At 46.0% G+C, this 26954-nt stretch carries 28 protein-coding genes and 2 tRNA genes; 16 read left to right on the top strand and 14 right to left on the bottom strand.

Annotated features, from left to right (window positions below; all coding sequences use genetic code 11):
- Positions 1-188: 188 nt before the first annotated feature.
- The 6 genes from dut to PEB0122_RS03290 all read right to left on the bottom strand — a co-directional run bounded on the left by dut (position 189) and on the right by PEB0122_RS03290 (position 4945).
- Positions 189-659: a dUTP diphosphatase gene (gene dut / locus PEB0122_RS03265; RefSeq protein WP_075915461.1), complete on the bottom strand. Its 471-nt coding sequence runs from the start codon at positions 657-659 to the stop codon at positions 189-191.
- An 86-nt stretch (positions 660-745) separates the two neighbouring features.
- Positions 746-1732, bottom strand: a complete 987-nt coding sequence (gene mbfA / locus PEB0122_RS03270; protein WP_075869286.1) for an iron exporter MbfA — start codon at positions 1730-1732, stop codon at positions 746-748.
- Positions 1733-2365: 633 nt separating this feature from the next.
- Entirely contained in the window at positions 2366-2857 is a 492-nt protein-coding gene (locus PEB0122_RS03275; RefSeq protein ID WP_075915462.1) for a GNAT family N-acetyltransferase, read from the bottom strand.
- A gap of 81 nt (positions 2858-2938) precedes the next feature.
- Complete coding sequence (gene gluQRS, locus PEB0122_RS03280; RefSeq protein WP_404801496.1) at positions 2939-3817, bottom strand: tRNA glutamyl-Q(34) synthetase GluQRS; 879 nt, start codon at positions 3815-3817, stop codon at positions 2939-2941.
- Complete coding sequence (locus PEB0122_RS03285) at positions 3804-4283, bottom strand: disulfide bond formation protein B (RefSeq protein WP_083650178.1); 480 nt, start codon at positions 4281-4283, stop codon at positions 3804-3806. The genes gluQRS and PEB0122_RS03285 overlap by 14 nt, the downstream gene beginning before the upstream one ends.
- 74 nt (positions 4284-4357) lie before the next feature.
- A complete protein-coding gene (locus PEB0122_RS03290) occupies positions 4358-4945 on the bottom strand; it encodes a YqaA family protein (protein ID WP_075915464.1) in 588 nt (195 codons plus the stop codon).
- Between the two features lie 168 nt (positions 4946-5113).
- Here PEB0122_RS03290 and PEB0122_RS03295 point away from each other — a divergent pair.
- Positions 5114-5199 (top strand) — tRNA-Leu (locus PEB0122_RS03295).
- Positions 5200-5647: 448 nt separating this feature from the next.
- Complete coding sequence (arsC, locus tag PEB0122_RS03300) at positions 5648-6019, top strand: arsenate reductase (glutaredoxin) (RefSeq protein WP_075869282.1); 372 nt, start codon at positions 5648-5650, stop codon at positions 6017-6019.
- Between the two features lie 300 nt (positions 6020-6319).
- Here arsC and PEB0122_RS03305 read toward each other — a convergent pair whose 3' ends face one another.
- Entirely contained in the window at positions 6320-7036 is a 717-nt protein-coding gene (locus tag PEB0122_RS03305; protein WP_075915465.1) for an NAD-dependent deacylase, read from the bottom strand.
- 85 nt (positions 7037-7121) lie between these two features.
- Between PEB0122_RS03305 and PEB0122_RS03310 the strand changes: the two genes are divergently transcribed.
- Positions 7122-9119, top strand: coding sequence for a hypothetical protein (locus PEB0122_RS03310; protein ID WP_075915466.1), 1998 nt, complete (start codon positions 7122-7124; stop codon positions 9117-9119).
- Between the two features lie 47 nt (positions 9120-9166).
- On the opposite strand, the gene PEB0122_RS03315 is transcribed toward PEB0122_RS03310, so the two are convergent.
- Positions 9167-10483, bottom strand: a complete 1317-nt coding sequence (locus PEB0122_RS03315; protein WP_075915467.1) for a L,D-transpeptidase — start codon at positions 10481-10483, stop codon at positions 9167-9169.
- Positions 10484-10941: 458 nt separating this feature from the next.
- Positions 10942-11016, bottom strand: a tRNA-Thr gene (locus tag PEB0122_RS03320).
- A 168-nt stretch (positions 11017-11184) separates the two neighbouring features.
- Between PEB0122_RS03320 and PEB0122_RS11790 the strand changes: the two genes are divergently transcribed.
- From PEB0122_RS11790 to clpB, 11 genes are all read left to right on the top strand, one after another.
- Complete coding sequence (locus PEB0122_RS11790; RefSeq protein ID WP_178391761.1) at positions 11185-11346, top strand: hypothetical protein; 162 nt, start codon at positions 11185-11187, stop codon at positions 11344-11346.
- Positions 11347-11526: 180 nt separating this feature from the next.
- On the top strand, positions 11527-12816 hold the full coding sequence (gene murA, locus PEB0122_RS03325; protein ID WP_075915468.1) for a UDP-N-acetylglucosamine 1-carboxyvinyltransferase: 1290 nt from the start codon (positions 11527-11529) through the stop codon (positions 12814-12816).
- Positions 12817-12872: 56 nt separating this feature from the next.
- Positions 12873-13316, top strand: a complete 444-nt coding sequence (locus tag PEB0122_RS03330) for a DUF2948 family protein (protein ID WP_075913918.1) — start codon at positions 12873-12875, stop codon at positions 13314-13316.
- A 20-nt stretch (positions 13317-13336) separates the two neighbouring features.
- Complete coding sequence (hisD, locus tag PEB0122_RS03335) at positions 13337-14629, top strand: histidinol dehydrogenase (RefSeq protein ID WP_075913919.1); 1293 nt, start codon at positions 13337-13339, stop codon at positions 14627-14629.
- Between the two features lie 19 nt (positions 14630-14648).
- On the top strand, positions 14649-15119 hold the full coding sequence (locus PEB0122_RS03340) for a UPF0262 family protein (RefSeq protein ID WP_075869275.1): 471 nt from the start codon (positions 14649-14651) through the stop codon (positions 15117-15119).
- Positions 15120-15121: 2 nt separating this feature from the next.
- Positions 15122-15568, top strand: a complete 447-nt coding sequence (locus tag PEB0122_RS03345) for an arsenate-mycothiol transferase ArsC (protein WP_075915469.1) — start codon at positions 15122-15124, stop codon at positions 15566-15568.
- Positions 15569-15725: 157 nt separating this feature from the next.
- Complete coding sequence (infA, locus tag PEB0122_RS03350; protein ID WP_075869273.1) at positions 15726-15944, top strand: translation initiation factor IF-1; 219 nt, start codon at positions 15726-15728, stop codon at positions 15942-15944.
- Positions 15945-15948: 4 nt separating this feature from the next.
- Positions 15949-16605 (top strand): Maf family nucleotide pyrophosphatase, encoded by a 657-nt coding sequence (locus PEB0122_RS03355; RefSeq protein WP_075869882.1) that lies wholly within the window; start codon positions 15949-15951, stop codon positions 16603-16605.
- A gap of 2 nt (positions 16606-16607) precedes the next feature.
- A complete protein-coding gene (yacG, locus tag PEB0122_RS03360) occupies positions 16608-16820 on the top strand; it encodes a DNA gyrase inhibitor YacG (RefSeq protein WP_075869272.1) in 213 nt (70 codons plus the stop codon).
- Entirely contained in the window at positions 16817-17620 is an 804-nt protein-coding gene (locus tag PEB0122_RS03365) for a glutamate racemase (RefSeq protein ID WP_075915470.1), read from the top strand. Before yacG ends, PEB0122_RS03365 begins: the two co-directional genes overlap by 4 nt.
- Positions 17621-17818: 198 nt before the next feature.
- A complete protein-coding gene (gene clpB, locus PEB0122_RS03370) occupies positions 17819-20503 on the top strand; it encodes an ATP-dependent chaperone ClpB (protein WP_083639739.1) in 2685 nt (894 codons plus the stop codon).
- 70 nt (positions 20504-20573) lie between these two features.
- Here the strand turns inward: clpB and PEB0122_RS03375 are convergent, their stop codons facing one another.
- From PEB0122_RS03375 to PEB0122_RS03390, 4 genes are all read right to left on the bottom strand, one after another.
- Complete coding sequence (locus tag PEB0122_RS03375; protein WP_075869881.1) at positions 20574-21116, bottom strand: hypothetical protein; 543 nt, start codon at positions 21114-21116, stop codon at positions 20574-20576.
- Between the two features lie 157 nt (positions 21117-21273).
- Complete coding sequence (locus PEB0122_RS03380) at positions 21274-21633, bottom strand: hypothetical protein (protein ID WP_075869270.1); 360 nt, start codon at positions 21631-21633, stop codon at positions 21274-21276.
- A gap of 188 nt (positions 21634-21821) precedes the next feature.
- A complete protein-coding gene (locus tag PEB0122_RS03385) occupies positions 21822-22835 on the bottom strand; it encodes a PAS domain-containing sensor histidine kinase (protein ID WP_198935982.1) in 1014 nt (337 codons plus the stop codon).
- Between the two features lie 48 nt (positions 22836-22883).
- A complete protein-coding gene (locus PEB0122_RS03390) occupies positions 22884-23675 on the bottom strand; it encodes a response regulator (RefSeq protein ID WP_075869880.1) in 792 nt (263 codons plus the stop codon).
- 186 nt (positions 23676-23861) lie between these two features.
- Between PEB0122_RS03390 and PEB0122_RS03395 the strand changes: the two genes are divergently transcribed.
- Together PEB0122_RS03395 and PEB0122_RS03400 are read left to right on the top strand one after the other, a co-directional pair.
- Positions 23862-24050, top strand: a complete 189-nt coding sequence (locus PEB0122_RS03395; protein WP_075869268.1) for a NepR family anti-sigma factor — start codon at positions 23862-23864, stop codon at positions 24048-24050.
- An 18-nt stretch (positions 24051-24068) separates the two neighbouring features.
- On the top strand, positions 24069-24629 hold the full coding sequence (locus PEB0122_RS03400) for an RNA polymerase sigma factor (RefSeq protein ID WP_075869267.1): 561 nt from the start codon (positions 24069-24071) through the stop codon (positions 24627-24629).
- A 230-nt stretch (positions 24630-24859) separates the two neighbouring features.
- Here the strand turns inward: PEB0122_RS03400 and PEB0122_RS03405 are convergent, their stop codons facing one another.
- Positions 24860-26848 carry a M23 family metallopeptidase gene (locus PEB0122_RS03405; RefSeq protein WP_075915472.1) on the bottom strand — a complete coding sequence of 663 codons (1989 nt, stop codon included), beginning with the start codon at positions 26846-26848 and terminating at the stop codon, positions 24860-24862.
- Positions 26849-26954 lie beyond the last annotated feature (106 nt).

Here is a 26954-nt window from a genome sequence, read left to right on the forward strand (position 1 = left end):
ATTTAACCGCAATGTTTGGAAAAACATTGCGGTTTTATTTTTCTGCGTTGTTTATCCGTTGATGATGCAAACGCAATATCGGTAATGGCAAAAGTGTGATTAAAAGGAGCTCATGAGCTAAAGCGAATCAGCCGATTGCACCTTTCTTCACAATTATTATCTTAAAAATCTTGATGGATTTCGGTTCTCTAGTTGTGTCCGGTCGAACCGAACCCTTTTGTGCCACGAATTGTTTCGGAAAGGGTTGTGGTTTCCACGATGGCAATTTGAGGTGCCGGAGAAATGACAGTTTGCGCGATCCGCATACCGCGGGTAATTTTGAATGGTTCTTGCCCGAGGTTGATGAGTAAAACTTTTATTTCTCCGCGATAATCGCTGTCGATTGTGCCGGGTGTATTCAAGCAGGTAATCCCATTTTTGAAAGCAAGACCGGAACGCGGGCGAATTTGCGCTTCGTAACCTTCCGGCAATTCGAATATCAAACCGGTAGGAACGAGCGCACGTTCACCGGGAGAAAGAACAATTTCTATTCCCTCTTCCAATGCCGCCCTCAAATCCATTCCGGCCGAGCCAGCAGTTTCATAGGCAGGCAATTTCAGCCCTTCAGAATGAGGGAGCCGATGGATAGCAAGTGTTACAGGGCAATCTTTATGCGACATGAAGAGCCTTCAAAACGAAATAATTATTTAAAATCTTTTTAAAGAGGATGGCCGAAAGTTACAAGTTCCCTTGGAGCCGATCTTTTTCAGGCACTACCAATAAGAATACCGGTAGCAAAAACCAATGCCCCACCAACCACCACCTGCAATGCCGCACGCCAGAACGGTGTTTCCATGAACTTGTTCTGGATCCATGCAATCGCCCATAATTCAAAGAACACAACCGCAAATGCAATGGCAATCGCAATATGAAAATCGGGAATAAGAAACGGCAGCGCGTGGCCGAGGCCACCCAGAGACGTCATAACACCATTGGCAATGCCGCGTTTGATGGGCGAGCCGCGGCCGGATAGTTTTCCGTCATCATGGGCAGCTTCTGTAAAGCCCATTGATATACCGGCGCCGAGTGAAGCCGATAAACCGACGAGAAAAGTCTGTCTTGTGTCACCGGTAGCAAAAGCAGCCGCAAAAATTGGTGCAAGAGTTGAAACAGAGCCATCCATCAAGCCGGCAAGACCAGGCTGGATCCATGTGAGAAGTGTTTGCTTACGTTCTTTCGCCCGTTCCTGATCTGCGACAGATTTCGGCGTGTATTTTTTTTCAAGCTCGATTGCCACATCTTCATGGTGCTTTTCTTCAAGAGCAAGATCGCCTAAGAGTTTGCGGATTTCTGCATCCTTGGCATGGTCTGCAGCCTGTTCATAAAAGCGCGCCGACTGGTCTTCCATTTGCGCAACCGAATCACGCACTTTATCGATTCCGAGCGGGCGAACCAACCAATCCGGTTTACGATCATAAAAGCCGCTGACATGTTCACGCCGGATAAGCGGAATCATTTTGCCAAAGCGTTTTTCAAAAATCTTTATAAGCCTATCGCGGTGGCTATGTTCCTCATCGGCCATTTTTTCGAAAATCTTGGCCGTTGCTGGAAACTCGTCACGCAAACCGTCGGCATAGTTGAGATAGATGCGCTCGTCGTCTTCCTCTGAAGAAATGGCAAGGGCAAGAATTTCCTTTTCGCTAAGCGAAGAAAACGGCTTCCGATAGGATGATGCAAAAAGTTTTGAAAACATGGGAGACCTATAATTTAGAATTATTCTAAATTAATAAAGTTGTAGGAAAATTCAATTGCAAAAATATATCATGCACTTGAACGTGAATTGGTTTAGATTTTCAAAATCACCGATCCATATTGTTTGTGATGACAGGCGATTTTGAAAGAGTGGAGCGAAAACGTTGCGCGTTTCTATCTTGGTACTGTGATAATTAATCCGGATAGCCTCCTCATTTTCTGCCAATCATTCGTTTTGATAAGTTTTGTTACCCTTATCTTTTCTAGCCTCTTTTGGCTGGAATTCCCCTTGCATCCGGTTGTTACAAAAATGACAGGAAAAGTCACCTTCTAAATTTCAAAAAAACTATTCCGGATTATTCTATAAGCCCGTCAGGCACGCAGATGCAGCCATATATGCAGGCAAATAATTGCCGCCATATTCCAAGAATATGCGAAAGAATAGGTACAAAAACCATTTTTTGTTAAGTGCAGGAACGAGGTGAATATTATCTGGTAACTGTCTAGAGTGTGGAAAACAAAAGTGGTTTTCAAGGCCAGGAGCGGTGGAATGAATACACGGAACAAAAAATCTGTTCGAACCGGCGACGAACTTTTATATCTACAACACTTACAACTTGACCGAATAACGTTTTTATAAAATTCTCTGCATCAACACGAGATTTAGCCATTGTCCGGCTTTTCTGCCGACCTCGGGCATATGTCCAGTGATTGTAAAACCGAAGGCTTTATGGATGGCAATGGATGCCTTGTTTCCCGCTTCAATGCCGGCAACAAGCACATGGATATGGTTTTGTTCAGCATGGGTAATCAAAGCGCCAAGCAGTTTTTTTCCAATACCTTTGCCACGTTCGGTTTTTTCAATATAAATGGATATTTCAGCAGAATAACGATATCCTTCGAATGGTCTGAACGGGCCATAGCTCGCATAGCCAACTGTTTTGCCATTATCTTCTGCAACGAGAACAGGATATCCTGCGGCATTTCTTGTTTTCAGCCATTCTCGACGGTTATCAAGATCGACAGTTTTCTCATTCCAGATAGCAAGGGTATTCTTTACCGCATCGTTATAAATATCTTTGATGGTTTCAAGATCACGTTCTTCTGCCGGTCTTATGGTAATCATTTTTAAAATCCAACGAATATTATGATTTCAAACCCTAATCGCTTTTTAAAAGCGTGGGAAGAGGGGGAGGCATTGCAACGACTAAAATTCTGGCAACAGAGAAATGATATCTTTAGGCGTAAACCCCTGTTCGCGTAATGAGTGCAAACTTGTATCCTTGTTGGATTTTGATAATTTGTGCCCGTCATCACCAAGAACGAGCGGGTGATGATAATAAAGCGGCGGTTTATAGCCGAGAATCATCTGCAACAACCGATGAACCGAAGTTGCTTGAAAAAGATCGGCTCCTCTTACGACATGGGTGATCTTCTGAAGAGCATCATCAACAACCACCGATAAATGATAACTTGTGGGGATGTCTTTGCGCGCGATGATAACGTCGCCCCAAAGTTCCGGACGGGCTATAATCTTCTTTGTTTGATTGCCATGAAATTCGTACCAAAAAAGATGACCGCCTGCAAAATCGATTGCAAGGTCCATATTGAGCCGCCAGGAAAAAGGCATACCAGCGGCAATCATCTCGCGTGCTTTTATTTTTGAAAGCGAACGTTCATCAGTCGGATAAAGTGGAGTGCCATCAGGGGCACGCGGCCAATTCTTTCCCTGTCGTTCGGCCGTAACAATTTTTTCTTTTACTTCTCCCCGCGTTAAAAATGCGGGATAGACAAGGCCAAGTTGTTCAAGTTTATCCAGTGCTTTCTGATAATCTGAAAAATGTTCCGATTGTCGGCGGAAGGGCGTTTGAAAATCAAATCCCAGCCATGAAAGGTCTTCAACAATTGCATCTTCAAATTCTGTTTTGCAACGGGTTATATCAATGTTTTCCATGCGCAAAACGAGTTCGCCATTCAGTCTTCGGGCAATCTGCCGGTTGACAAGTGCAGAATAGGCGTGCCCCAGATGCAGATATCCATTGGGACTAGGGGCGAAACGTAACCTTATCGATTTAACGTTCACCACTTTTCCTGAAAGCACAAAATGCGCCGGCAAATCCCAAAATAGTCAGAAAGAGACTTGCAACACCATTCCATCCGGCAAAGGAAAGCCCGAGAAAATATCCTAATGCTTTATCGCATGAAGGAGGGCGTTTGCTGTTCAAATTGGCAAGCAGATCATTTGCATCAGTAGTAATTGCAGTAGCGGCAGCCGAGCAGTCGGTCGGTCCTGGCCAGAATTTATATTCTGCACCGGCGTGATAGACAGATAACCCGAAATTATAAAGCATCAGAAGCGCGGTGATTAGAAACAGCGCACGGATGAGAAGGCCGGGCTTCCCCTTTAAAGACAGGGCAAATGTTACAATCATCAAAGGAATGCCGGTATAATAGGGGATGCGTTCTTCGAGGCATAATTTGCACGGCATAAAGCCGCCAATATGTTCGAAGCCGAGTGCGGTTCCGATAGCGATCACCATAAAGATTAGCATCAAACACGACAGGATAGTTTGAAGTTTTCCGGATAGATGAATGGGTGAAGCAAAAGTAATCACACAAAATCCCCCTAGACCAGTATTTTATAGAAAATATAGGCAATTATCAGGATAGTGCAAGCAATGGCGATAACCCATTTTAATCTCGGCAAGAGATATTCGAGCACCGCCGCACCATAACGGCTTATCAACCAGGCGAGGGCATAGAACCGTGCACTGCGAGCGATAATTGCGGACAGGATAAAAATCCATATATTCATGCCCACGACACCTGCGAGAATTGTAACGACCTTGATTGGTGGAAGGTGTGATATTCCCGAAGTAATGAGCAACAGCAGAATAATTTCCATGCTGGTATTGCTGCGCAATGCTTCGAAAGTCTCGAATTTTCCGTAAAATTCAAGAACCGGTTTTGCTATAGCTTCATAGGCAAAATGGCCGATCAGCCAACCGGCTATTCCGCCAAGGACTGAAAAGAGCGAAGCGATAAACGCATAACGGTAGGTCTTTTCTTTATTGATAAGCGACATCGGGATAAAAAGGACGTCAGCCGGAATGAGGAAGACAGAACTTTCTACAAAAGCGATAAATGCCAGCCAGTATTCGGCCGAGCGGCGTCCTGCTAGAGATAATGTCCAGTCTCCAAGCTTTTTGAGCATTTTTCATTCCTTGTCAATGACGCTACCTCTAATGGGGGTTAAAGCGTTAATCCAGTAGCTTGAACAAATTTTTTAAGATAATTGTGTGTAAGGCAGTTGACGAGACCTCGGTTCTTAATATAACTCAACAAATCCGTGACACATGGTTTGTGTCCTCACTTCATCGATGCGGGTGTGGTGGAACTGGTAGACGCGCCAGACTCAAAATCTGGTTCCCAAAAGGAGTGTCGGTTCGATTCCGACCACCCGCACCATTTGAACTTTCCTTCTCCTTTATATTTTCTTTTATTCCTTCTTTAGCGGTGTTTTTTGGAAAGTTCCTCGAAACAAATTTCTTATTTATAACTACCGGGTTGTTAATAATTTTATCTGGGCCAAGAAAACAGATGTTTTCGCTTCGAGCTATCCAGTCTATTTGCTACCTGTCTATCTGTTAAAACGGAATCACCGATGATCCGCATTTCTTTGTACTTTCAGGTTAATTACGGAATATCCGGTTTATTTTTTTCCTATTATTTTCGTCCAACCGACCGGTTTTGATGAAAAAGCATGTTGAAAACATAACTTTCGATGCCACAAATGGTGCAAATGAAAACACGAGCCGGTTTCACCTAAAAAATTGAAAAAGAATATCTTCACCAAATCTCCTTAGTCCATGTTAAAGCTATTGGTGAAATATTAAAATCAGCAAAGGGCCAATTCATGCAAAATACCGATGTCATTATTTATCATAACCCGCGTTGTGCAACCTCACGCAATGTAGTCGGTCTTGTGCGTGCCATGGGTTATGAACCCCATATTATTGAATATCTGAAGACGCCGCCGACACCGGAAATGCTCCTTTGGCTCGCCAGCCGCGCCAATGTTTCCATCCGCGATTTTTTAAGGACAAAAGAGCCTGCTTATAAAAAGCAAGGTCTGGACGATGAAACATTGCCGGATAATGTGATTGCCAAAAAAATGCACGATCATCCCGAACTCATCAACCGGCCGATTGTTGTTTGCGCCAAAGGTGTTCAACTGTGCCGTCCGGCAGAAACAGTAACAAACCTTCTGATTTTGCCTGAAGACTGAATTTTTCGAAAAAAAGATTTTTTTAAAAGATAAAGAAAGCTCATGAGGGCTTTCTTTATCGCTGCCAACCTTATTGCTGCAAATATGATTTTTAGTACATTCGCAATAAAAATTATCGAATATCAATTTTGGAAAATCAAGCATGAAAAATTCATGTAATATTTTGAATATTCTATAATTTAATAATGTAATTGTAATTTTATAGCGAAGAAGCGATCTCGCACATCTGAATGCAATCGCAAAATCATAAATATTTTTTTATTGAAACGATAACGTTTTCTTTAAAATTTAAAAGACCTGTCATTTTCCATATTTTTTGAGCAGCATATTTGCAAAATCCGGCACTGTTTTTGTTGCCGGTCCGGAAATGATTTCATCAAATAATGAATAGGAATTCGGGTTGGCCGCAAGGTTGAGTTCGAAACATTCGGCACCCGCCTGTTGTGCAAGCACTACAAATCCGGCGGCCGGATAAACGACACCTGACGTGCCGATTGCAGCAAAAATATAGGCTTCAGCCAATGCCTTTTCGATTTGTTCCATATGAAAGGGAATTTCACCGAACCAGACAATATCGGGTCTTAGCTTTGCCTTGGCATGACAATGGGGACAGATACTTTCTTCTGTCACATCCCCTTTCCATTCTGCTCTTTCATGACAGGAAAGGCATAAAACGTGGTTGAGGGTGCCATGCATGTGCAGAACATTTCGTGATCCTGCTTTTTCATGCAGATTGTCTACATTCTGTGTAACAAGCAGGAAAGAATCGGGAAAATGCTTTTCGAGTGTTGCAAGTGCCAGATGCGCTTTGTTGGGGCGCGCTTTCGCCGCATCGCGGCGGCGTTCGTTATAGAAATCATTGACGAGACGTGGTGATCGTGCAAAAGCTTCAGGTGTCGCGACATCTTCGACCTTATATTTGTTCCACGTGCCATCGCTGCCACGAAAGGTTTCCAAGCCGGATTCTGCGGATATACCGGCACCGGTTAAAATGACAATATTGGGTGATTTATTCATTTGTTACTCGTTCGTGACAGGGGTATTTCTGTTTAATAAACAATGCATATGCTACAAGGGTTTTTAAATAAAAGGAATCGTTCACTTGGCCTTGGATAGTGATAGCAAAAAAACACTCCGCCAGAAGGTTGAGGATGCAGATTTGGCATTGTCACTCAAACAACGTGCCAAAAACGATACGTCATGGGCTGAAGCCCAGATTGAGCTTTCCGAAGCGCTATTGGCACTGGCCGATGCAGAAGAAAATGAAGACGATGCATTAACCCATTATAGCGAAGCTGCATCCGGTTTTGAAAAAGCTTTACAGGTTTTTACCCGCAAAAGCAATTTCACCCGTTGGGGAGGCATTGTTGTTTCCTATGTGAGGTGTTTACGTAACTATTCTTTGCGTGAAGGTGGCGAAATTGCTGTTTTGCGGTTGAAACGCGGACTCTCTTTACTCGACCAGGTCTATAAAGCTTTGCCGAAGAAGAAAGGGGCCTTTGATCGGGCACTCATTTTAACGGAAAAAGGCCATGTCTATCGTGCTTTGTCCGATATTGATTTGGCAAGACCTCGTGCAGAAAGACTGAAATTGGCAATGGCAGCATTTGATGAAGCCATTGCTATTTTACGGGAAAAAGAAAATTTCCATTATTGGTCGCTCGCCGTTTCTGCAAGTGCGCTGGTTGCAGCAGAATTGGCACGGATTGAGCCCGCTGAAAAGGTTCGTGGCTATCTGGAACTTGCAATCGAACGATTCGAGACAGCACTGGTATTTTTTAGCGGGGACGATGCGCCGCAAGACCTTTCCTATGTTTATTTCGAAATGGGGCGGGCATTGATGCAGCTTGCAACAATAAATAGCCCCGCAAACGTAGACCTTTTGGAAAAAACACTGATAGCCTTTGACAAAGCGAGTGACGCATTGAACGAAGATAGTGGAACTCAGGCTCTCTTTCGGCTTCAAAGTGAAACGGCATTGGCGCTTTCACTTCTTGCCCAGCAAAAAGATCGAGAGAATGCAATTGTGCTTTTGGAAAAATCGGCTTCACTCTATCGGTCGAATATAGCTTTGATCAAAGACCAGAACGAAGCTTTAGGGCTTGCCATTGCTTACGGCAATTTGGGAAAAGATCTAACGCAATTAGCGAATCTGGCTGCTTCACCTTCAGTGGAACTTGAAAAAAGATATGAAGCAATTTCCGCTTTGCGAAATGCAATCGGCAAAGAAATAAAACTTGCCCGTCCACTTGACTGGCTTTCCTTCTTTATCGAGTTGGGAGCAGCCCTTCAGGCGGCGGCGAATGTCGAAGTGCCGGAAAAACGTGGGCAATTGCTGCGGGAAGCGGTCAAGTTTTATAATGAAGTTCTCGAGACGATCAAAGGTCAAAAGAATGACAAACTCGTCAACCGGATTTTGCAGTGGCGCGCGCTGGCACGCGCCCGACTTGGTGAAGATGAAAAAAGTCGTCAGGGTTTGATCTGGTTAAAACAGGCGGAACTCGATTTCCGTCTGGCAATTTCCAAGCTTGACCTTGAAAAGGATAAAAGTGATCTTTTCCGGCTTTATAGCAATCTGTCTCACGTTCTCTATTCTATGGCCAGACGGAAAGATTCCGAAATACCGGTTGATTTGTTGAAATCTGCCAATATTGCTGTTGAAACGGCTTTTCAACTTGTCTCTGACGGAGCTTCCAATAACGATGACGAGAAATTGGAGGCCCGTTCCCATCAGGCGCTCATTTTGTGGCGGTTGGGATCTTTTGGCGGCGTGCTTGATGCTTTTGAGAAATCACAAGCAATTTACGAGGAATTGCTTGTCTCGCCTCTAATGGAAAGCAAACATGGCAAGCTTGCAAATATAAAAATCAATTACGCTTTGATGTTGAAAGATCGGGCACAAAAATTACCGGCAACACAAGCCCGTCCACTGCTTGAAAAAGCTTCAAAGCTAATTGGTGAACTGAAAGAACAAGCACACGATAATAATGATAAGAAAGCACTCGTCCGGTATGATGAAGTGTTGACAGATATCAAGTCGAGCAGCGATGCACTTGCCAAAAAGCGGTTTTTCAACTTTTGGCCATTCAGCCGCAAATAACAACTTTTTATTTTGCGTATGGATAGCCTTGATTGATGCTTCAAGCATCAATCGGTAAAGTGCACAACAACACCGGGTTTAACCAGTTTTGCCAGCTCTTCTGCATCCCAATTCGTCAAACGGATGCAACCGTGACTGGAGGTCTTTCCGATTCGTGAGGGATCGGGTGTGCCATGAATGCCATAAGTCGGCTTCGATAGCGCTATCCAGACTGTTCCAACCGGTCCGTTTGGCCCCGGTGGAATGGTCAGAATTTCATTGTTGCTTCCCTGCTTGAAATTGACTTTCGGATTATAAGTGTAATTCGGGTTGAAGGCGATGCGTTCAACCTGTACCGTTCCTGATGGGGATGGATTATCGGTCGAACCGATTGTTGCCGGATATGCCACAACAAGCCGACCTTCAGCATTATAGCCGCGTACCTGTTTGCGCGCCTTGTCAGCGACAATCCGGTCTACACTTTGCCGTTTCGGCAATTCCAGATTCGGTACCTTGATGGTTTCTCCGGCATGGGAAAAATGCGCCTGCGGATTGAGCTCTTGTAAAAAACTCTCATCAACATGGAAGCGTTCGGCCAACATTTCTCTTACGGATGTGTAAGCCATGGCAGGCATTTGTGCCTTCATCGCGTAATCGGCAGGAATCGAAGAAACATATTGCCGGTTTATATCGGCTTCGGTAATCGTATATTGGGTAAAAGCCGGACCGCCGGTTGCTTGCAGGGCCGAATCAAGGCGTTGTTTGTCATTCGGGTCGATAAAACGACCACTGATTTCGCTGGCCGCTGCTGCCGCCTTGTCGAAATTGCTTCCCGCCAGGCCATCAATTGCTCCCGGAGAGGACCCGAGGCGGTCCATCAGAATTTGTACGGCCGCAACTGTTTCACGTCCCTTCGGCACGTTGATTGCCGGCGTATGTTCGGACGGCATTTCGCCAGCCTGATAGCGAGGAGGATTTTTTCTGTAGGAACGCGGATTAACTTGTCCGTTGTCATGATAGGGCTTCGCGTCGGGTGCTTCCGGAACATCCCGATCATCATAAGGGGCACCGCCTTCCATTGGTCCCTGATTATTGGTCCCATAAGGCGGTGGTGTAACACCTTGCGGATAATTCTGCGGTTCTTCTACCCTTACGACCCGTCCATTTTCATCAACATAAATACGTCTTCCATATTGGTCCTGATAAATGCGCAATTGTTGATGGTGACGGGGTAAATCGGCAGGGTCATAAAGTTGCGCCAGTTCTATTGTTTCGTTTCTTTGTGCGCCACTTGGAAAAGCGGATGCCGTCGACGTCAGGAAGACAACGATCGTCAGGTAGGAAACTGAAGACATGTGGGAAGAAATGGAAGACATATGCAACATAAAAACCGCACGAACCTATACTGGCAAAACCCGGTTGATCAGACGAATTGGCATTTCTAGACCAATTTGACGGCAGGAAAAAGGCAAGTTTTATGCTCTTTCCGTTAAATTATTTTAATTGATTGCGTTTTTATCAATAGGCCGTTCAAAAGGTAAAATGTATTTCTGGAAGAAAAGCGTGAATTTTGTTTAAAACAAAATGCATCGGTCCCTGACCGGTAACATTTTTTATGTTTCACGCTTTGTTTTGAACCATGAACGGTTTTTAAAAGCCATTTGAAAACTGAAGTGATCTTAGCCGGTAAATCGTCGTTCTATGTAAAGGATTTGGCTTTTGTCAGGCATGGTTCTTTCCGGTTCATGCCGATATCGCTCTAATGACGACAATTGAATAACAATACTGGTGAACAAAAATACCGGTGAAGAGGAATTCAGGCCTGAAGGAGTGCAGGAAATTCTGGTGCTGCGAGAGAGGATTGAACTCTCGACCTCTCCCTTACCAAGGGAGTGCTCTACCACTGAGCTACCGCAGCTAAGAAAAATAGTTTTCGGGCGGCGTTCTGCCACATTGTAAAGAAATAGGCAAGCGGACATTCACTTTTCTTATAAGAAAAATCAAGGCAATATTCTTTGGCTGGCAATTTTTTAAACATGGTGTTATGACCGGAACCGTTTTTTTGAATATTCAACAGGTTTGAAGGATGGCAGATTCAATCGCGCAGCAACGTCGGCAAATGCGGCTGGCACAACAATTGCGCGCCAATCTTTTGCGACGCAAGCAACAGGCGCGGGAACGCGACGGGGCAAGTGAAGTTGAACACCACGAAAAGGCGGACGACTCCCGACATTCATCGGCAAAATAAGTTTGAAACACCTTGTTGATCGACCACTTTCTGTCCGGTTTGATCCTATTTTAAATATTATAGAAACCGTTTTCGGATAAATGTGTATCGAGTCCAGTTTACGCCATGTTTTGTTACTAAAGGCTAATTGGATAAACCGACAATAATCATTAATTGAAACCTCAGGAAAGGTCTTTCGGTATGGATCGTATCAAAATTATCGGCGGGAACCGTTTGAATGGTGTGATACCCATTTCAGGTGCAAAAAATGCAGCATTACCGTTGATGATTGCCTCTTTGCTTACCGATGATACATTGACGCTGGATAACGTTCCCCACCTTGCCGATGTCGAACAACTTATCAGGATTCTCGGCAATCACGGTGTCGACTATTCGGTGAATGGTCGTCGGCAACATCAGGATGGCGCCTATTCCCGCACGGTTCATTTTACCGCACGCCAGATTGTTACAACGCGCGCGCCCTATGAGCTTGTATCAAAAATGCGTGCAAGCTTCTGGGTAATTGCACCATTGCTCGCACGTATGGGGGAAGCTTGTGTCTCGCTCCCCGGTGGCTGCGCAATCGGAACGCGTCCCGTCGACTTTATCCTGCTGGGACTTGAAGCACTGGGTGCAGAAATCAATATCGAGAATGGTTATGTCCATGCCAAGGCACCGAAAGGATTGAGCGGAACGGAATTTACTTTTCCAAAAGTGACAGTTGGTGGCACCCATACCATGCTGATGGCAGCAAGTTTGGCAAAAGGCGAAACCGTTCTTCACAATGCTGCTTGCGAGCCGGAGGTGGTCAACCTTGCAGAATGTCTCAACGCAATGGGAGCAAAAATAAAGGGTGCCGGTACACCGACTATTTATATCAAAGGTGTAGATGGGCTTTCGGGCGCCCGCATCAAGGTAATTTCCGATCGTATTGAGGCCGGCACCTATGCAATGGCTGTTGCCATGACCGGCGGTGATGTGATGCTCAAGGATGCACGTCCTGATTACTTGCGTTCGGTGCTTGATACGCTTGCCAAGACCGGCCTTGAAATCAAAGAAAGCGACGAGGGCATCCGTGTTGCAAGAAATGGTCTTGATATTGTTCCGACCGATATTGAAACACACCCTTTCCCCGGTTTTCCGACAGATTTACAGGCGCAATTTATGGGGTTGATGACACGTGCAAAAGGTGTTTCCCACATTACCGAGACAATTTTTGAAAACCGGTTCATGCATGTTCAGGAACTGGCAAGGCTTGGCGCCCATATTTCGCTATCAGGGCAGACCGCAACGGTTGAAGGCGTTGAACGGCTGTTAGGCGCACAGGTTATGGCAACCGATTTGCGCGCTTCGGTTTCTCTCGTTATTGCGGGGCTTGCCGCCGAGGGGGTTACAACAGTCAACCGTGTCTACCATCTTGATCGCGGTTTTGAACGGCTTGAAGAGAAGCTTTCAAATTGTGGTGCGCAGATTGAACGCATCAGTGGATAATGCCAATATCTTTCCTGTATGAAGAAGGATAATATAAAACAGAATGGGGTTGTAGGATGCCGCTTTTGAAATTGATAGCCATGGATGATGAAGATCTCGAGATCTTGTCAGCGCATTTGCAGGATGCGGTGGTCAAGGTTGCCGATCTTGATTGGCGTTGTGGTGAAAAGCGTTTTATTGCGGCACTTAACCGTTTTGCCTGGGAAGAACAGATGAAGGGCGGGCTGTTTTCGCGTGCGAAAACCGGCGAGCGCCATCGCACGGCTCTGCGTTTCGATCGTGTTTTAAGTGTCAAAACCCGCGGGTTCGATCGCGAGAAAAAAGACAATGTTTTGTCACTTCTAACAATGCAATTCCAACCGACAACAGCCCCCGCCGGTATTGTAACGCTGATTTTTTCCGGTGAAGCGGCAATCCGCCTTGAAGTGGAATGTATTGAAGCGCAATTGACCGACCTTGGTCCCGTTTGGCAAGCCAAGGCCAATCCCCATCACAGATAGTTTTTTCGACAGGAAAAAGAATGGCTCAAATTCTTCGTCAATCATCGGCAAATTTCGAAAACGAATTTCGAAAATTCCTTGATTCAAAACGTGAAGTTTCCCAAAGTGTTGATGACACTGTGCGCGACATTATCAAAACGGTTCGCGAACAGGGTGATCAGGCTTTGATCGACTTATCGGCTAAATTCGATCGCGTAGACCTTAAAGAAAAAGGTTTGAAAATCAGCGAGAATGAAATTGATGAAGCGATGAAGCGCGTTTCACCAAAGACACTTGACGCTTTGAAGCTTGCCCATGATCGCATCGTTGTTTACCACCAGAAACAATTGCCAAAAGATGAACGTTTTGTTGATCCTCTCGGTGTCGAACTCGGTTGGCGGTGGACCGCAGTCCAATCGGTCGGGCTTTATGTGCCAGGCGGCACAGCAAGCTATCCAAGTTCGGTGCTGATGAACGCTGTTCCCGCTAAAGTTGCGGGTGTCGAGCGCATTGTTATGGTGGTGCCGACACCGGATGGCCATCTTAATCCGCTGGTTCTTGCCGCTGCAAAACTTGGTGGTGTGAGCGAGATTTATCGTGTTGGCGGAGCACAAGCTGTCGCAGCCCTTGCCTATGGTACAAAAACCATAAAGCCGGTGGCAAAAATTGTCGGGCCTGGTAACGCTTTTGTTGCTGCCGCAAAAAGGCAGGTCTTCGGAAAAGTCGGCATAGATATGATTGCCGGGCCTTCCGAAGTGCTGGTGATTGCCGATAAACTTAACGATGCCGACTGGATTGCCGCTGATCTTCTGGCACAAGCCGAACATGATACGGCTGCCCAGTCAATTCTCATGACCGATGATGAAGCTTTTGCAAACGAGGTCATGAAAGCGGTTCAAACGCAGTTGAAGACATTGAAACGCGGCAAAACCGCTTCTTCAAGCTGGCAGGATTTTGGTGCGGTTATTCTTGTCAACGATCTTGAAAACGCCTTTCCGCTTGCCAATCGCATCGCACCGGAACACCTTGAACTGGCGGTTGAAAATCCTGATCGTTATTTACCTCTCGTTCGTAATGCCGGAGCCATTTTTGTGGGGCGCTATACACCGGAAGTAATTGGCGATTATGTTGGCGGTTCCAACCACGTTTTGCCAACCGCCCGTTCGGCAAGATTTTCATCGGGTCTTTCCGTCCTTGACTATATGAAACGAAGCTCCATTCTGAAACTTGGTGCAAATGAATTGCGCAAACTCGGGCCGTCGGCAATAGAACTTGCCAATGCCGAAGGGCTGGAAGCACATGGACGGTCCGTTGCAATAAGGTTGAATCTATAGCTTATCGGGGAGGGGGAGTGTGGAGAAGGCGCGGCTCATTGATGTCGAACTTGATGAAACCATCGGGCGCTCGACGCCGGAGATCGAACATGAGCGTGCGGTCGCTATTTTCGATCTTATTGAAGAAAATAGTTTCATGCCTGTGGGTGACACAGGAAGCGGCCCCTATAAACTGAAATTATCATTGGTTGACAGAAGGCTGGTTTTTGACATTTTTCGTGAAAATGGCGACCAGGTTGCCACCCACATTCTGTCGCTTGGACCATTCCGCCGCATTGTCAAGGATTACTACCTTATTTGTGACAGCTATTACGAGGCTATACGCTCTGCTTCTTTGTCAAAAATCGAAGCCATCGATATGGGGCGTCGGGGCTTGCATAACGAAGGTTCAACAACCCTGCAGGAACGTTTACGCGGTAAAATAGATATGGATTTGAAAACCGCACGGCGCCTTTTCACCCTCCTTTGCGTTTTATATTGGAAAGGGTGACAATGTCTGACAACCAGTTTTCGGCGAGCAAGCATCCCTCATCTGTTCTTTATGTCTGCGGGCAGAATTCTATACGCTCGCCAATTGCGGAAGCATTGACGCGTAAAATGTTTCCCGACATCTATGTTGCTTCTGCAGGCGTTGTAAAAGGCAATCGTGATCCTTTTGCAGCCGCGGTTATTGCTGAAGACGGGCTTTCCATGGAAGACCATAACCCGCGCGGATTGGAGGAATTGTCGGACGGATTTTTTGATCTTGTCATCACTCTTACCCCGCAAGCCCATCATGCGGTTCTTGAACGTATGCGGGGTTTTTCGGTCGATGTCGAATATTGGCCGACACCTGATCCGGCACTTGCAACGGGTTCGCGCGAGCAAATTCTTGATGCTTATCGTGATATCAGGAAAAATTTGAAGAAAAGGATATCCGAACGATTTGGCAGTAAATAACGCCCATACACTGAAAAACCGGCATAAACTATGATGGCCTTTTGATTCAGATGTTCACAAATGGCCGAGAATAGGGTAGGTTTGCCGCCGTTGGATGGGCAGTTCAAGCTGCCTGTCGGATTTTGATCAAAATAAACAGTCTAGAAACAGGTAATTTATGGCCAAAGAAGAAGTCTTGGAATTTTCCGGCGTGATTACAGAGCTTTTACCCAATGCGATGTTTCGCGTAAAACTCGATAATGATCACGAAATCATCGCCCACACGGCAGGACGCATGCGCAAAAACCGTATCAGGGTACTCGCAGGCGATAAGGTTATGGTGGAAATGACACCTTATGACCTGACAAAGGGTAGGATTACTTACCGTTACAAATAAAATGATGACAGATTCTGTTATGCCGGAAGAAGATACGTTGGCAAAAACCAAGCTTGTTCTTGCTTCGGCTTCTCCGAGGCGTTTGGCATTGCTCCGTCAAATCGGTGTTTTCCCCGATCATTTGCATCCCGCCGATATTGATGAAACGCCACACCTTCTTGAACATCCACGTTTTCTGGCACGGCGTCTGGCGAGAGAAAAAGCTGAAAGAGGTGCCAAGCTCGTTCGCAGTCTGCCCGGATTGGAAGAGGCTCTCGTTCTTGCTGCCGATACGGTGGTTGCTGTCGGGCGCAGAATTCTTCCCAAACCCGCCGATGAAGATGAAGCACGCGAATGTTTGCGCCTTTTGTCGGGACGTACCCATAAGGTTTATACAGGTGTTTGTCTTATCAATGCGAAGGGCAAAAGCCGTCATAAGCTTGTAGAAAGCAGAGTGCGTTTTGAGCGTCTTGGACGCGAAGTTATAGAAGCCTATCTTCTGTCGGGCGAATGGCAGGGTAAGGCCGGAGGTTACGCCATTCAGGGGCGGGCCGGTTGTTTTGCCTTGCAAATATCCGGTTCCTATAGCGGCATTGTCGGGTTACCGCTTGCCGAAACAGTAGAATTGTTGACAACGCAGAATTATCCCGTATTTGAACGTTGGCAGAAAGATGAGGTCTGAAAATGGCTACATCGGATAAAGATGAATCCCGGGCAACCGCAAAAGTGTATCCGCTACGCCCGCCAAGGCCGTGTCCGGAATGTGGTAAACCTTCAATCCGTGAAGCCTATCCGTTCTGTTCGGATCGTTGTCGCGCGATTGACCTTAACCGGTGGCTCAAAGGCGCTTATGTTTTACCGGGTAAGCCCTTTAACAATGCGGATGAACAGGAATGAAAACGGTAAAACCGGTTGCTATTTTTGATGCAGGTATCGGCTCCTATGCCATTGTGGATCTGTTACATAAAAGGCAGCCGAAGCGCGATATCCTCTATTTTGCCGATCGGGCGCATTTCCCATATGGAAAAAAGACAGCTGACGAGCTTGTCGGAATTGTCAAACAGACGTTCGAACGATTGATGCGCTATGACCCGTCGGCTATTATTATGGCTTCGAATGCGCCTTCTATCATGGTGTTTGATCGCGTCAAAGAGAGTTCACCCGTGCCACTTTATGGTGTGTTTCCGCCGCTTGAAGAAGCAGAAAGCGTAAGCCGCAGCGGCTTTGTGGCAATTATGGGAGTGGCTTCGATGGTGGCAAGCGAAATGGGCAGAGCGTTTGTCAAAAACCACAGCAAAAAGCCGGAAAATGTTGCTCTCGTGAATGCTTCGGCGATGGTTGAATTGGTCGAGAGTGGAACTTTTCTTTTTGATCCTCAAAAGACACAGGCAGAAGTCACCCGTTTCATGGAAGACTTGCTTGCACGATATCCTTCGGTTGATACATGCACGCTTTCAAGTACCCATCTACCATGGCTTAAAAGCTTCTTTGAAAAAGCAGCACCGCAATGTCGTTTTCTTGATCCAGCGGAAAGCATCATTGCAAAACTTGATAAAAGTGATGAAGGAAGCGGCTTTATTCAGGGGCTTGTAACCGAAAGTGCCGAATATCGGCTGCGCGATTTCGAAAATATGTTGCATAAGCTTGATGTCAACATTCCTTTGGAAGTTGTTAGAGACAACCGGAATTTTTCTTAAAAACAATTTTCCCCGATTAAAGAGTGTTACCGTGATTCTTGCGGGCTTGCGCATTTTGTCGTTTTTCAGACTGTTTTTGATCTTGTCGAATTTGAATGCAACTCCCATATCAGGTGACGAGTACGGCTTGCCTAGAAGGGAGCTTGTCACTTCAACCCCGTAATGCCGTTTTATGGATTATGGGAAAAGGAGACGAGAATGAATTTAGAAAAATATACCGAGCGGGTGCAGGGGTTCCTACAATCTGCACAAAACTTTGCCTTATCATCAGACAATCAGCAGTTTGTACCGGAACATCTGTTAAAGGTATTGCTGGACGACAATGAAGGCCTATGTGCATCATTGATCGAGAAGGCGGGTGGCAATGTAAAAGCAGCAAAAGATGCTTTGGCAACAGCGCTAGCAGCATTGCCTAAAGTCAGTGGCGGCAATGGACAGCTTTATATGTCCGAACCGATGGCAAAGGTTTTTAACCGGGCTGAAGAATTGGCTGAAAAAGCCGGTGACAGCTTTGTGACAGTCGAGCGCCTTTTGCAAGCGCTCCTGATGGAACCGAACGCAAAAACAGCAGACATTCTTTCCAAAAGCGGGATCACGCCAACGGCGTTAAATAAGGCGATCAATGAAATGAGAAAAGGACGCACAGCTGATTCGGCTAATGCCGAAGCACAGTATGACGCATTGAAAAAATATGCACGCGATCTGACAAAAGATGCGCGCGAAGGGAAACTTGATCCGGTTATCGGGCGTGATGAAGAAATCCGCCGGACAATTCAGGTGTTGTCACGGCGCACCAAAAACAATCCGGTGCTGATTGGTGAACCGGGCGTTGGTAAAACGGCAATTGTCGAAGGACTTGCTTTGCGTATTGTGAATGGTGATGTTCCTGAAACTTTGCGTGACAAATCGCTTTTGGCCCTTGATATGGGAGCATTGATTGCCGGTGCAAAATATCGTGGCGAGTTCGAAGAGCGTTTGAAAGCTGTTTTGACAGAAGTTCAGGCAGCAAACGGCGAGATCATCCTGTTTATTGATGAAATGCACACTTTGGTTGGTGCCGGTAAATCCGATGGCGCTATGGACGCATCCAACCTGTTGAAACCCGCCCTTGCCCGTGGCGAACTTCATTGTGTTGGCGCAACGACACTTGAAGAATATCGCAAATATGTTGAAAAAGATGCGGCTCTTGCCCGTCGTTTCCAACCGGTTTTTGTTGATGAGCCCAGTGTCGAAGACACCATTTCGATTCTTCGTGGTATTAAGGAAAAATACGAGCAACACCATAAAGTCCGTATTTCGGATTCAGCCCTTGTTGCGGCTGCAACTTTGTCCAACCGGTATATTACAGACCGGTTTTTGCCGGATAAAGCGATTGACCTTATTGATGAAGCGGCTTCAAGGCTGCGTATGCAGGTTGATTCCAAGCCGGAAGAACTTGACGAAATTGATCGTCGTGTCATGCAGTTGAAAATCGAGCGGGAAGCTTTGAAAGCCGAAACCGATCCTGCATCGAAAGACCGTTTGGAAAAACTCGAAGATGAATTGGTCGAGCTTGAAGAACAATCGCATGAAATCACGGCAAAATGGCAATCGGAAAAACAGAAATTGGGTCATGCTGCCGAGTTGAAAAAACAGTTGGAAGCAGCACGCAACAATTTGGCAATTGCCCAACGTAACGGTGAATATCAGAAAGCCGGCGAGCTTTCCTACAGCATTATTCCACAATTAGCGAAGCAGTTGGAAGAAGCTGAAAGTCAGGAAAATCACGGTTCAATTCTGGAAGAAACTGTCACACCCGACCACATTGCACAAGTGGTATCGCGCTGGACCGGTATTCCGGTTGATAGCATGCTGGAAGGCGAGCGTGAGAAACTTCTGAGAATGGAAGACGAGCTTGCCAAACGCGTCGTTGGACAGGGCGAGGCGATTCAGGCTGTTTCGCGGGCGGTACGTCGTGCACGTGCAGGCTTGCAAGACCCGAACAGGCCGATCGGCTCGTTCATTTTCTTAGGGCCAACAGGTGTTGGTAAAACCGAACTCACCAAGGCTCTCGCAAAGTTCCTGTTTCAGGACGAGACCGCAATGGTTCGTATCGACATGTCGGAATATATGGAAAAGCATTCGGTTGCCCGTTTGATCGGTGCTCCTCCGGGATATGTCGGCTATGAAGAAGGCGGTGCTTTGACCGAAGCGGTCCGTCGTCGGCCCTATCAGGTCATCCTGTTTGATGAAATTGAAAAAGCCCATCCGGATGTTTTCAACGTTCTGTTGCAGGTGCTTGATGACGGGCGTTTGACCGATGGGCAGGGGCGCACTGTTGACTTCCGCAATACGCTTATCATTATGACATCAAATCTGGGTGCCGAATATTTGACAGCGCTTGATGATAATGAAGAAGCTGAAAAAGCCCGTGACGATGTTATGGCTGTTGTGAAAGCTGCTTTCAGGCCGGAATTCCTCAACCGTGTCGATGAAATCATCCTGTTTCACCGGTTGCACCGGAAAGAAATGGGAGCCATTGTCGATATCCAGTTGCAACGTTTGCAATCATTATTGTCGGATCGGAAGATCAAACTTGTTATTGACGATAGTGCTCGTGAATTTCTTGCCGACAAGGGTTACGACCCTGCTTATGGTGCACGGCCTCTTAAACGGGTTATCCAGAGAGAAGTTCAGGATCCACTTGCCGAAAGGTTGCTGATCGGTGATATTCTTGACGGCTCTACAGTCAATATTTCACGTGCTTCCGATCGTCTGATTTTTACGCCAACTCCGGCTCATCCTGTTGATGAATCGAAGGTGGAAGAAAAGGAAGCCGAAAGCACGGATAACAAAGACGACAAAAAGAAATCCGATGCAAAACAAAATAAGCCCAAGAAATAATAGCTTAGGCTCATGAAAAAAGGCCACTTTTCACAAGTGGCCTTTTCTTTAGGTTGAACTTTGATTTTCTTTATTGGGCAGGCGTTGCTACTGGTTCTTCGACCGGCTGTTTGGCAACCGGCGAGGTGTCGACCGTGATACCGGCGACAAGATGACCTTTACGATAATCGTAGATAACAAGTTCGGTGTTGCCCTCAGGTGTCAATGTTTCAAGCGCAATCATATCGTTCGAAAGGCTTTGCGAGAGGATACGGGTTCCTTGTGGCAAAGCAATCGAACGTTTGATGAATTCAGGAACAGCGGGTGCCGGTGCTTTTGCGTCACTTGCTGCATTATTGTCAGTCTCTGCACCGGGAACCGGATTTGCCTCTGTTTTTGTGACTTCAGCAGGTGTTTTGTCAGATGGCGAGGAAGTTACCTTGTAGATGACTGCTGCCAAAATAATTAAAATCAGAATGATTGTTATGGCGATTGAAACAATCATCAAACGCATAAGCTTGCGTCTAACTTTTTCGACCGCAGGATCCAATTGCGTTTGTGGCTGCGCAGGCTGTTGGTTATACGGATCCTGATAATCCATATCCTCAAAACCGGACTGATAATCATCGCGCATAGAAAATTCTCCATTAATAATGCCCCGCATTTACGAGTTTCGCGGCCATCTTTCAATGGAAAATAAATTTTTTAAGCTTTGGTGAACAGTTCGCTAATTTAACAAAAAACACTTCTTCACTTAAACTTTATGTCAGAGTAATTCTATTTACTCATCATTACGCTGCCGGCTTGGTGGCGACTTTATCATTCGAGGCAATCGGTTTGTCTATTTTTCGAAGAGGTACGGTCAACTCTTCATCGTCACTGTCATCATTGGTCATTTCGACGATGAAATCGCCGTTCTCATCGACTCTCCAGTAAATGCTCAAGTCACCATTGACGAAATCCGGATCAGCTTTGATACATTGTCCGAAAACCATTTCATTGGTTTTGCCGATGTGATTGACAGACGGCAATAAATCCGCTTCGCATGCTTCATGCGTCGGGTATACTTTGACCATGTCGTCCGCAGCATTGCAGGCCGAAAAACCATCTGTGCAGGAAACAAGCAACATTACGGCGATGACGGAATTCATGATCGACCCCTTCAGGAAAAAACTTTAACAAGTGGATGATTTTATCTTATTTGTGCAAGTATAACGGCTGTCGAAGCAATTTGTTCCGAAACAAAACACTTTTGATGGAAAGCGGTTTTATTATGTCTGAATTAAGTTGAATTTTACGGCAATAATCACCGTGAAATTTAAAAACAGCCGAGCCGTAATCAGTTGTAAAAATCGAAATATGTGTCCGGCAAAGCAAGGTGATAGACAACGCCATCGCCAGTAAATTCGAGACTTGCAGTTCCGCCTACGGAAATCGGAACAATCTTTTCCAAAACAGCGCTGCCAAAACAAGCCTTGCGGTCATCATCCGGCGTATGGCCTGGCGCAAACACTTCATACCAGGAAATATAAAGCTGCGAGGGACGCCCTTCGTCTCTTTTGATTTCACTTGTCACACGGACCAGTCCTTCAGGCTTTGAAAGTGCACCGTAGGAAAGAGAATTGACGATAAGTTCGTGAAACGCCAAACCGATATGCAAGGCTGCACCGGGAAACAGATAAGGATCTTCTCCCTCGACAGTAAACCTTTCTCGTTCCTTTCCAAGGTAGCTTGATGCCTGACTGATAAAAAGCTCGCGAAAATGGGCGCCACGCCAATTGGAATCTGTAACGAGATCCTGAGAATGCGAAAGGGATTGGATACGCCCCTGGAATTTTCTTAAAAAAGTTTGCAGCGAATCGGTATAGCGCGCAGTCTGGCCCGCAACACTTTGGATAATAGCCAGAAGGTTTTTCGAACGATGGCTTAATTCCCGCAATAATGCTTTGAGAACTTGTTCGCGCCGTTGAAGTTCGGTGATATTCACGCCGGTTGTCAAAAGGCCAATAATTTCGCCTTCATCGTCACGGTGGCAATCAATAATAAATCTATACCATGAAATCCGGTGCGACTTATTTTCGAAACGGGCTTCAATGGTTTCCATTTTACCTGTCTTGAGCACCTTTGATTTGATGGATTTCAGCTGATTGGTGAGCGGTTCTGGTAGAAAATCGCTGTCAGAACACCCGATGCGCCATTTTTCTGCAAACAGTTGAGGCAGATTTTCTGCCCAGCGATAAACGAGATCGGGCGTCTCAAAAAGAACAAAAACATCAGCGCCGTGAATAGCCTGCACCAAGGCATTCACATGCGTTTTCTCAACCGCAAGAGCTGATTTGGATGCCGATGTCATAAGGATTTTGAGACCTTCTCTTCTTTTCTGTTTTCAAGATAAAACGTGTTATTTCTTTGACGCATTTTCCTGAAAGAAGAGCGCCTGTGAAATGAGTGCCTTGACCATATCGGGATTGAACGGCTTGGTGACAAGAAAAGTCGGCTCCGGCCGCTCGCCTGTAAGTAACCGTTCCGGAAATGCGGTAATAAAGATGACCGGAACTTCATGAGTCTTGATAATGTCGTTAACAGCATCAATACCGGAACTGTTATCGGCAAGTTGGATATCGGCAAGGATCATTCCGGGATTTTCCTTCTCTGCCATGGCAACAGCTTCGCTGCGCGTACGTGCAATGCCGACCACTTGATGGCCGAGTGATTCGACAAGCTGCTCGATATCCATGGCTATCAAAGGCTCGTCTTCGATAATAAGTATACGTGTTGCCACCTGTTCGGAAATGTCGCGCGAAGCGTCGTTCAGCAAGGCTCTGAATTCATCAGAGTCGACATCCATAATTTCGGTGGCTTCTTTATCATTAAAGCCCTCGACGGCAATAAGAAGAAATGCCTGACGTGCTTTCGGAGTAAGATAGGAAAGTTTAGCCTTGGCTTTTTGTTCAATACCGAATTGAGGCAAGGGATCGGCAACATTCGGTGTCGTTTGGTCGAACAATTGACAGAAAAGCCGATAAACGCTGATACGATCCGAAGAGGATTCCGGAAAAATAGATGTATCGGCTATCAAAGCTTCAAGCATTGCAGCAACATATGCATCACCTGACGTTTGTGATCCGGTAACGGCACGAGCAAATCTTCTCAAATAAGGTAGATGCGGCGCGATGCGTGTTGATAAAGTCATGTAATAAACTCCTTCTGCCCCTGAAAGGGTGGCCATGACGGCTACCTGTGAATGATTAATTCACGAATAATAAAAAAGTTCCAGCCCCTTGGAACTTTTTACTTGCTTCTATATTCTTTATTCGATGCGTGTTTTTATACACACTGTTATGAATTAACCGATGGCGTCATTTTTAAGGGACTGAAGATGGATGACAGCAAGGAAAAAAACGGATCCGCGTTTACCGGTCCGCAAGATGATCTGCTTGGATCCAATAGTGAAATAGCGATTAAACTGCGGCAATTCTACACGGCAATTCAGGACGAAGAAATCCCCGAAAAGTTTCTCGATCTTCTCGAAAAACTCGATAAAGCCGAACAAGAGAACCAAAATTAATATGGGAAAGTAAAACCCATGAGCCCACATAATCCTGATTTCAAACGTGAACTTCTTTCAATTTTACCATCTTTGCGTGCTTTCGCTGTTTCGTTGAGTGGCCAGCACGACAAGGCGGATGATCTCGTTCAGGACACAATCATGAAAGCTTGGGCAAAACAGAATAGCTTTGAGATTGGCACGAACATGAAAGCCTGGTTGTTCACAATCCTGAGGAACGAATTTTTCAGTCAAATGCGCAAAAAGGGGCGTGAAGTGCAGGATAGTGAAGGGGTATTCACGGAAAATCTTGCCGTTCATCCGTCCCAATACGGTTCCCTTGATTTGCAGGATTTCAGAAAAGCGCTTGATCAATTACCCGATGATCAGAAAGAAGCAATTATCCTCATCGGTGCTTCCGGTTTTTCCTATGAAGATACAGCCGAAATTTGCGGATGCGCTGTGGGGACAATCAAAAGTCGTGTCAGCCGTGCCCGCACCCGTTTACAAGAATTATTGGGCGTCAACGGGCAATCCGACTATGGTCCCGATGCCGATTCAGCTTCCACAACTATGCGTTCATTCACCAATCCCCGCTAAATCGGATAATTACGATAAGTCTAAGATTATTATCTTGTCATTTTCAGCCTTTGAGAATGATGTGTTGTCAAACTTCAATATCAAGTTCGAGAGTTCACGAGGTCTGTTGTTTTTGAAGCTTTGTCGCGGTTATGTGCCAGGAACGTATAGTTATTGGCAGCAATACCGGAATATCTGTCAAAAATGTTAAAACAGACCGGCCGGCTTGAAATAATAACTTGAAATAATGATCAAATATCCGACCGTGGATTGCGGCCCTTGTCGTCCGTGTTGACAGTTGCTGCAAGTTTCTGGTCATCCTGCCCGTTGATAAGTGCTTCCAGTTTGTTCCGATCACGTTTGAAAGCTTCGAGATCTTTTCCATGCAATGATTTTGCATCGGGAAGACGAATGCGCATCGGATCAACTTTGGTATTGTTGACGGAAACTTCGAAGTGACAGTGAGGACCTGTCGCGAGACCGCTCGAGCCGACATAACCGATAATTTGCCCCTGATGAACCTTTGCGCCAGCTTTAATGCCGGGAGCAAAACTGTTCTGGTGAGCATAGGAGGTCACATAGCCATTTGCGTGGCGAATTTCTGTCTGATTGCCGTAACCGCGCACAGGTCCGGCTTTTGTAACGACCCCGTCGCCCGCAGCGACGATCGGCGATCCTCTCGGTGCACTCCAATCAACACCGGTATGCATGCGAACATAGCCAAGAACGGGATGTCTTCTGGGGCCGAATGGCGAACGGAAAATGGCGTTGGGCACAGGCTTGCGCAACAGAAACTGTTTTGAACTGCGACCTTGCGAATCATAATAGTCAATCGTTCCGTCATTTGAACGGAAACGATAATATTTGCGTGTTACACCGCCAAGTGTGGCGCTGACAAAACGAATTTCAGGTTCCGAACTTTCTGCTTCGTCTTTATTCGGCGTTGCATAAAATACTTCGAGCGTATCATTTGGAGATACCTGATCTTCAAGGTCAACATCATTGGCCATGACGCGAATGAGTTGGCGTGCCGTCGTTAACGGCATGTCATAACTTAAAACCGACCGATAAATTGCATCATAGATTGTCGGTAAATTCGACGCATTGATATGGGTGAGCGGTACGCCGCCTTCAAACGCGGTTTTTAAAACCGGAGTCATTTCCGGTTCATCGCTTCTTATAAATTCGTTTTTGTCGTTTAACGAAATGGACAATATATGGTGCATGCCATGATAAATGCTGGCACGTACGAGATGGTCATCATCTTTCGAATCGGTTTCTATTCCGATTCGTAGAACGCTGCCGGCGCGAAGTGTGTCGGAGCCGTTGAAACGGGCGAGTGCCTCGGCCAGCCGGTCGGCATCATCACCTTCATAATTGGCGTCATTCAAAGCGTTGATAATCGTCTGGGCTTTTCTGAACGGAATGATGTCTTCGGCATATTCGGCAGAATTGTCGGCTTGCGTTGCACGTGGGGAAATACTCACATTTTCCTGAATGATTTTTACATCCGGCATTTCGGAAAATTTGATGGAACCGAAATGACCCAATTGCGCAGGATCCAGATAATGGAGGGCGGCGACTCGTGTAATATTGTCGCCAAGGACAAATCCCGCAGCGCGAATATTCTGTTCGGCCTGTTCTGACGTCAGTGTATCAGAATCATCAAAGGTTGCCGTATTGACATCGAAGTCAACGCTATGAAGCGTAATTTCCGTTTCGACCTTGGTGCCATAAATTTGAAGATTGTTTTCCGGCTTGTCCCCTTGTTTGACTGACTGGTCGGTAAAAATCGTCAAGGCATTAAAAGGTGGATATTTCAAATTGCTTGGCCGGTCTTCTGCAAGCGCCATGCGCACAAGTTCAAAAGGTTGAGTGCGGATGACTTCCTTTTCACCCTGCTTTTGCATGATAGATAGATCGAAATGGCGCCGGTCATCAAAATTCTTCCGCGGTACCACCTGGGCGATTCGATCAACTTTTTTCTCTTCCGATTCTTCTGCCTCGATTGTCGGAAGTTCTGCCTGCGTCATCAGTTCGGGGGGCGTTGCCAGTTGCTCACGTCCATCAAGCGCTACAAACAGAGCAACCCCCATTAACGTACATGAAGTAACACCGGTCAAAATCGTACCGGCAAGCCAACGGATAGAAATTTGTCGACGATCAGGTTGCCGACGCCCGTCGGCGACGAGCGCAGGATCTTCTCCCGGATCATTGGTAAAACGTCGATCTTCTAACATAAATTCAACAAATGGTTTCCAAGAACAAAATTGGCAATATTCTTTTTCCGGTTTCTTTCATGCCTAAAACTGAAAGAAGTTATAACATCAATAGAAAGAAGAATTC

This window comes from Ditibartonella apis (genome assembly GCF_001952075.1).
GTDB lineage: Bacteria > Pseudomonadota > Alphaproteobacteria > Rhizobiales > Rhizobiaceae > Bartonella > Bartonella apis.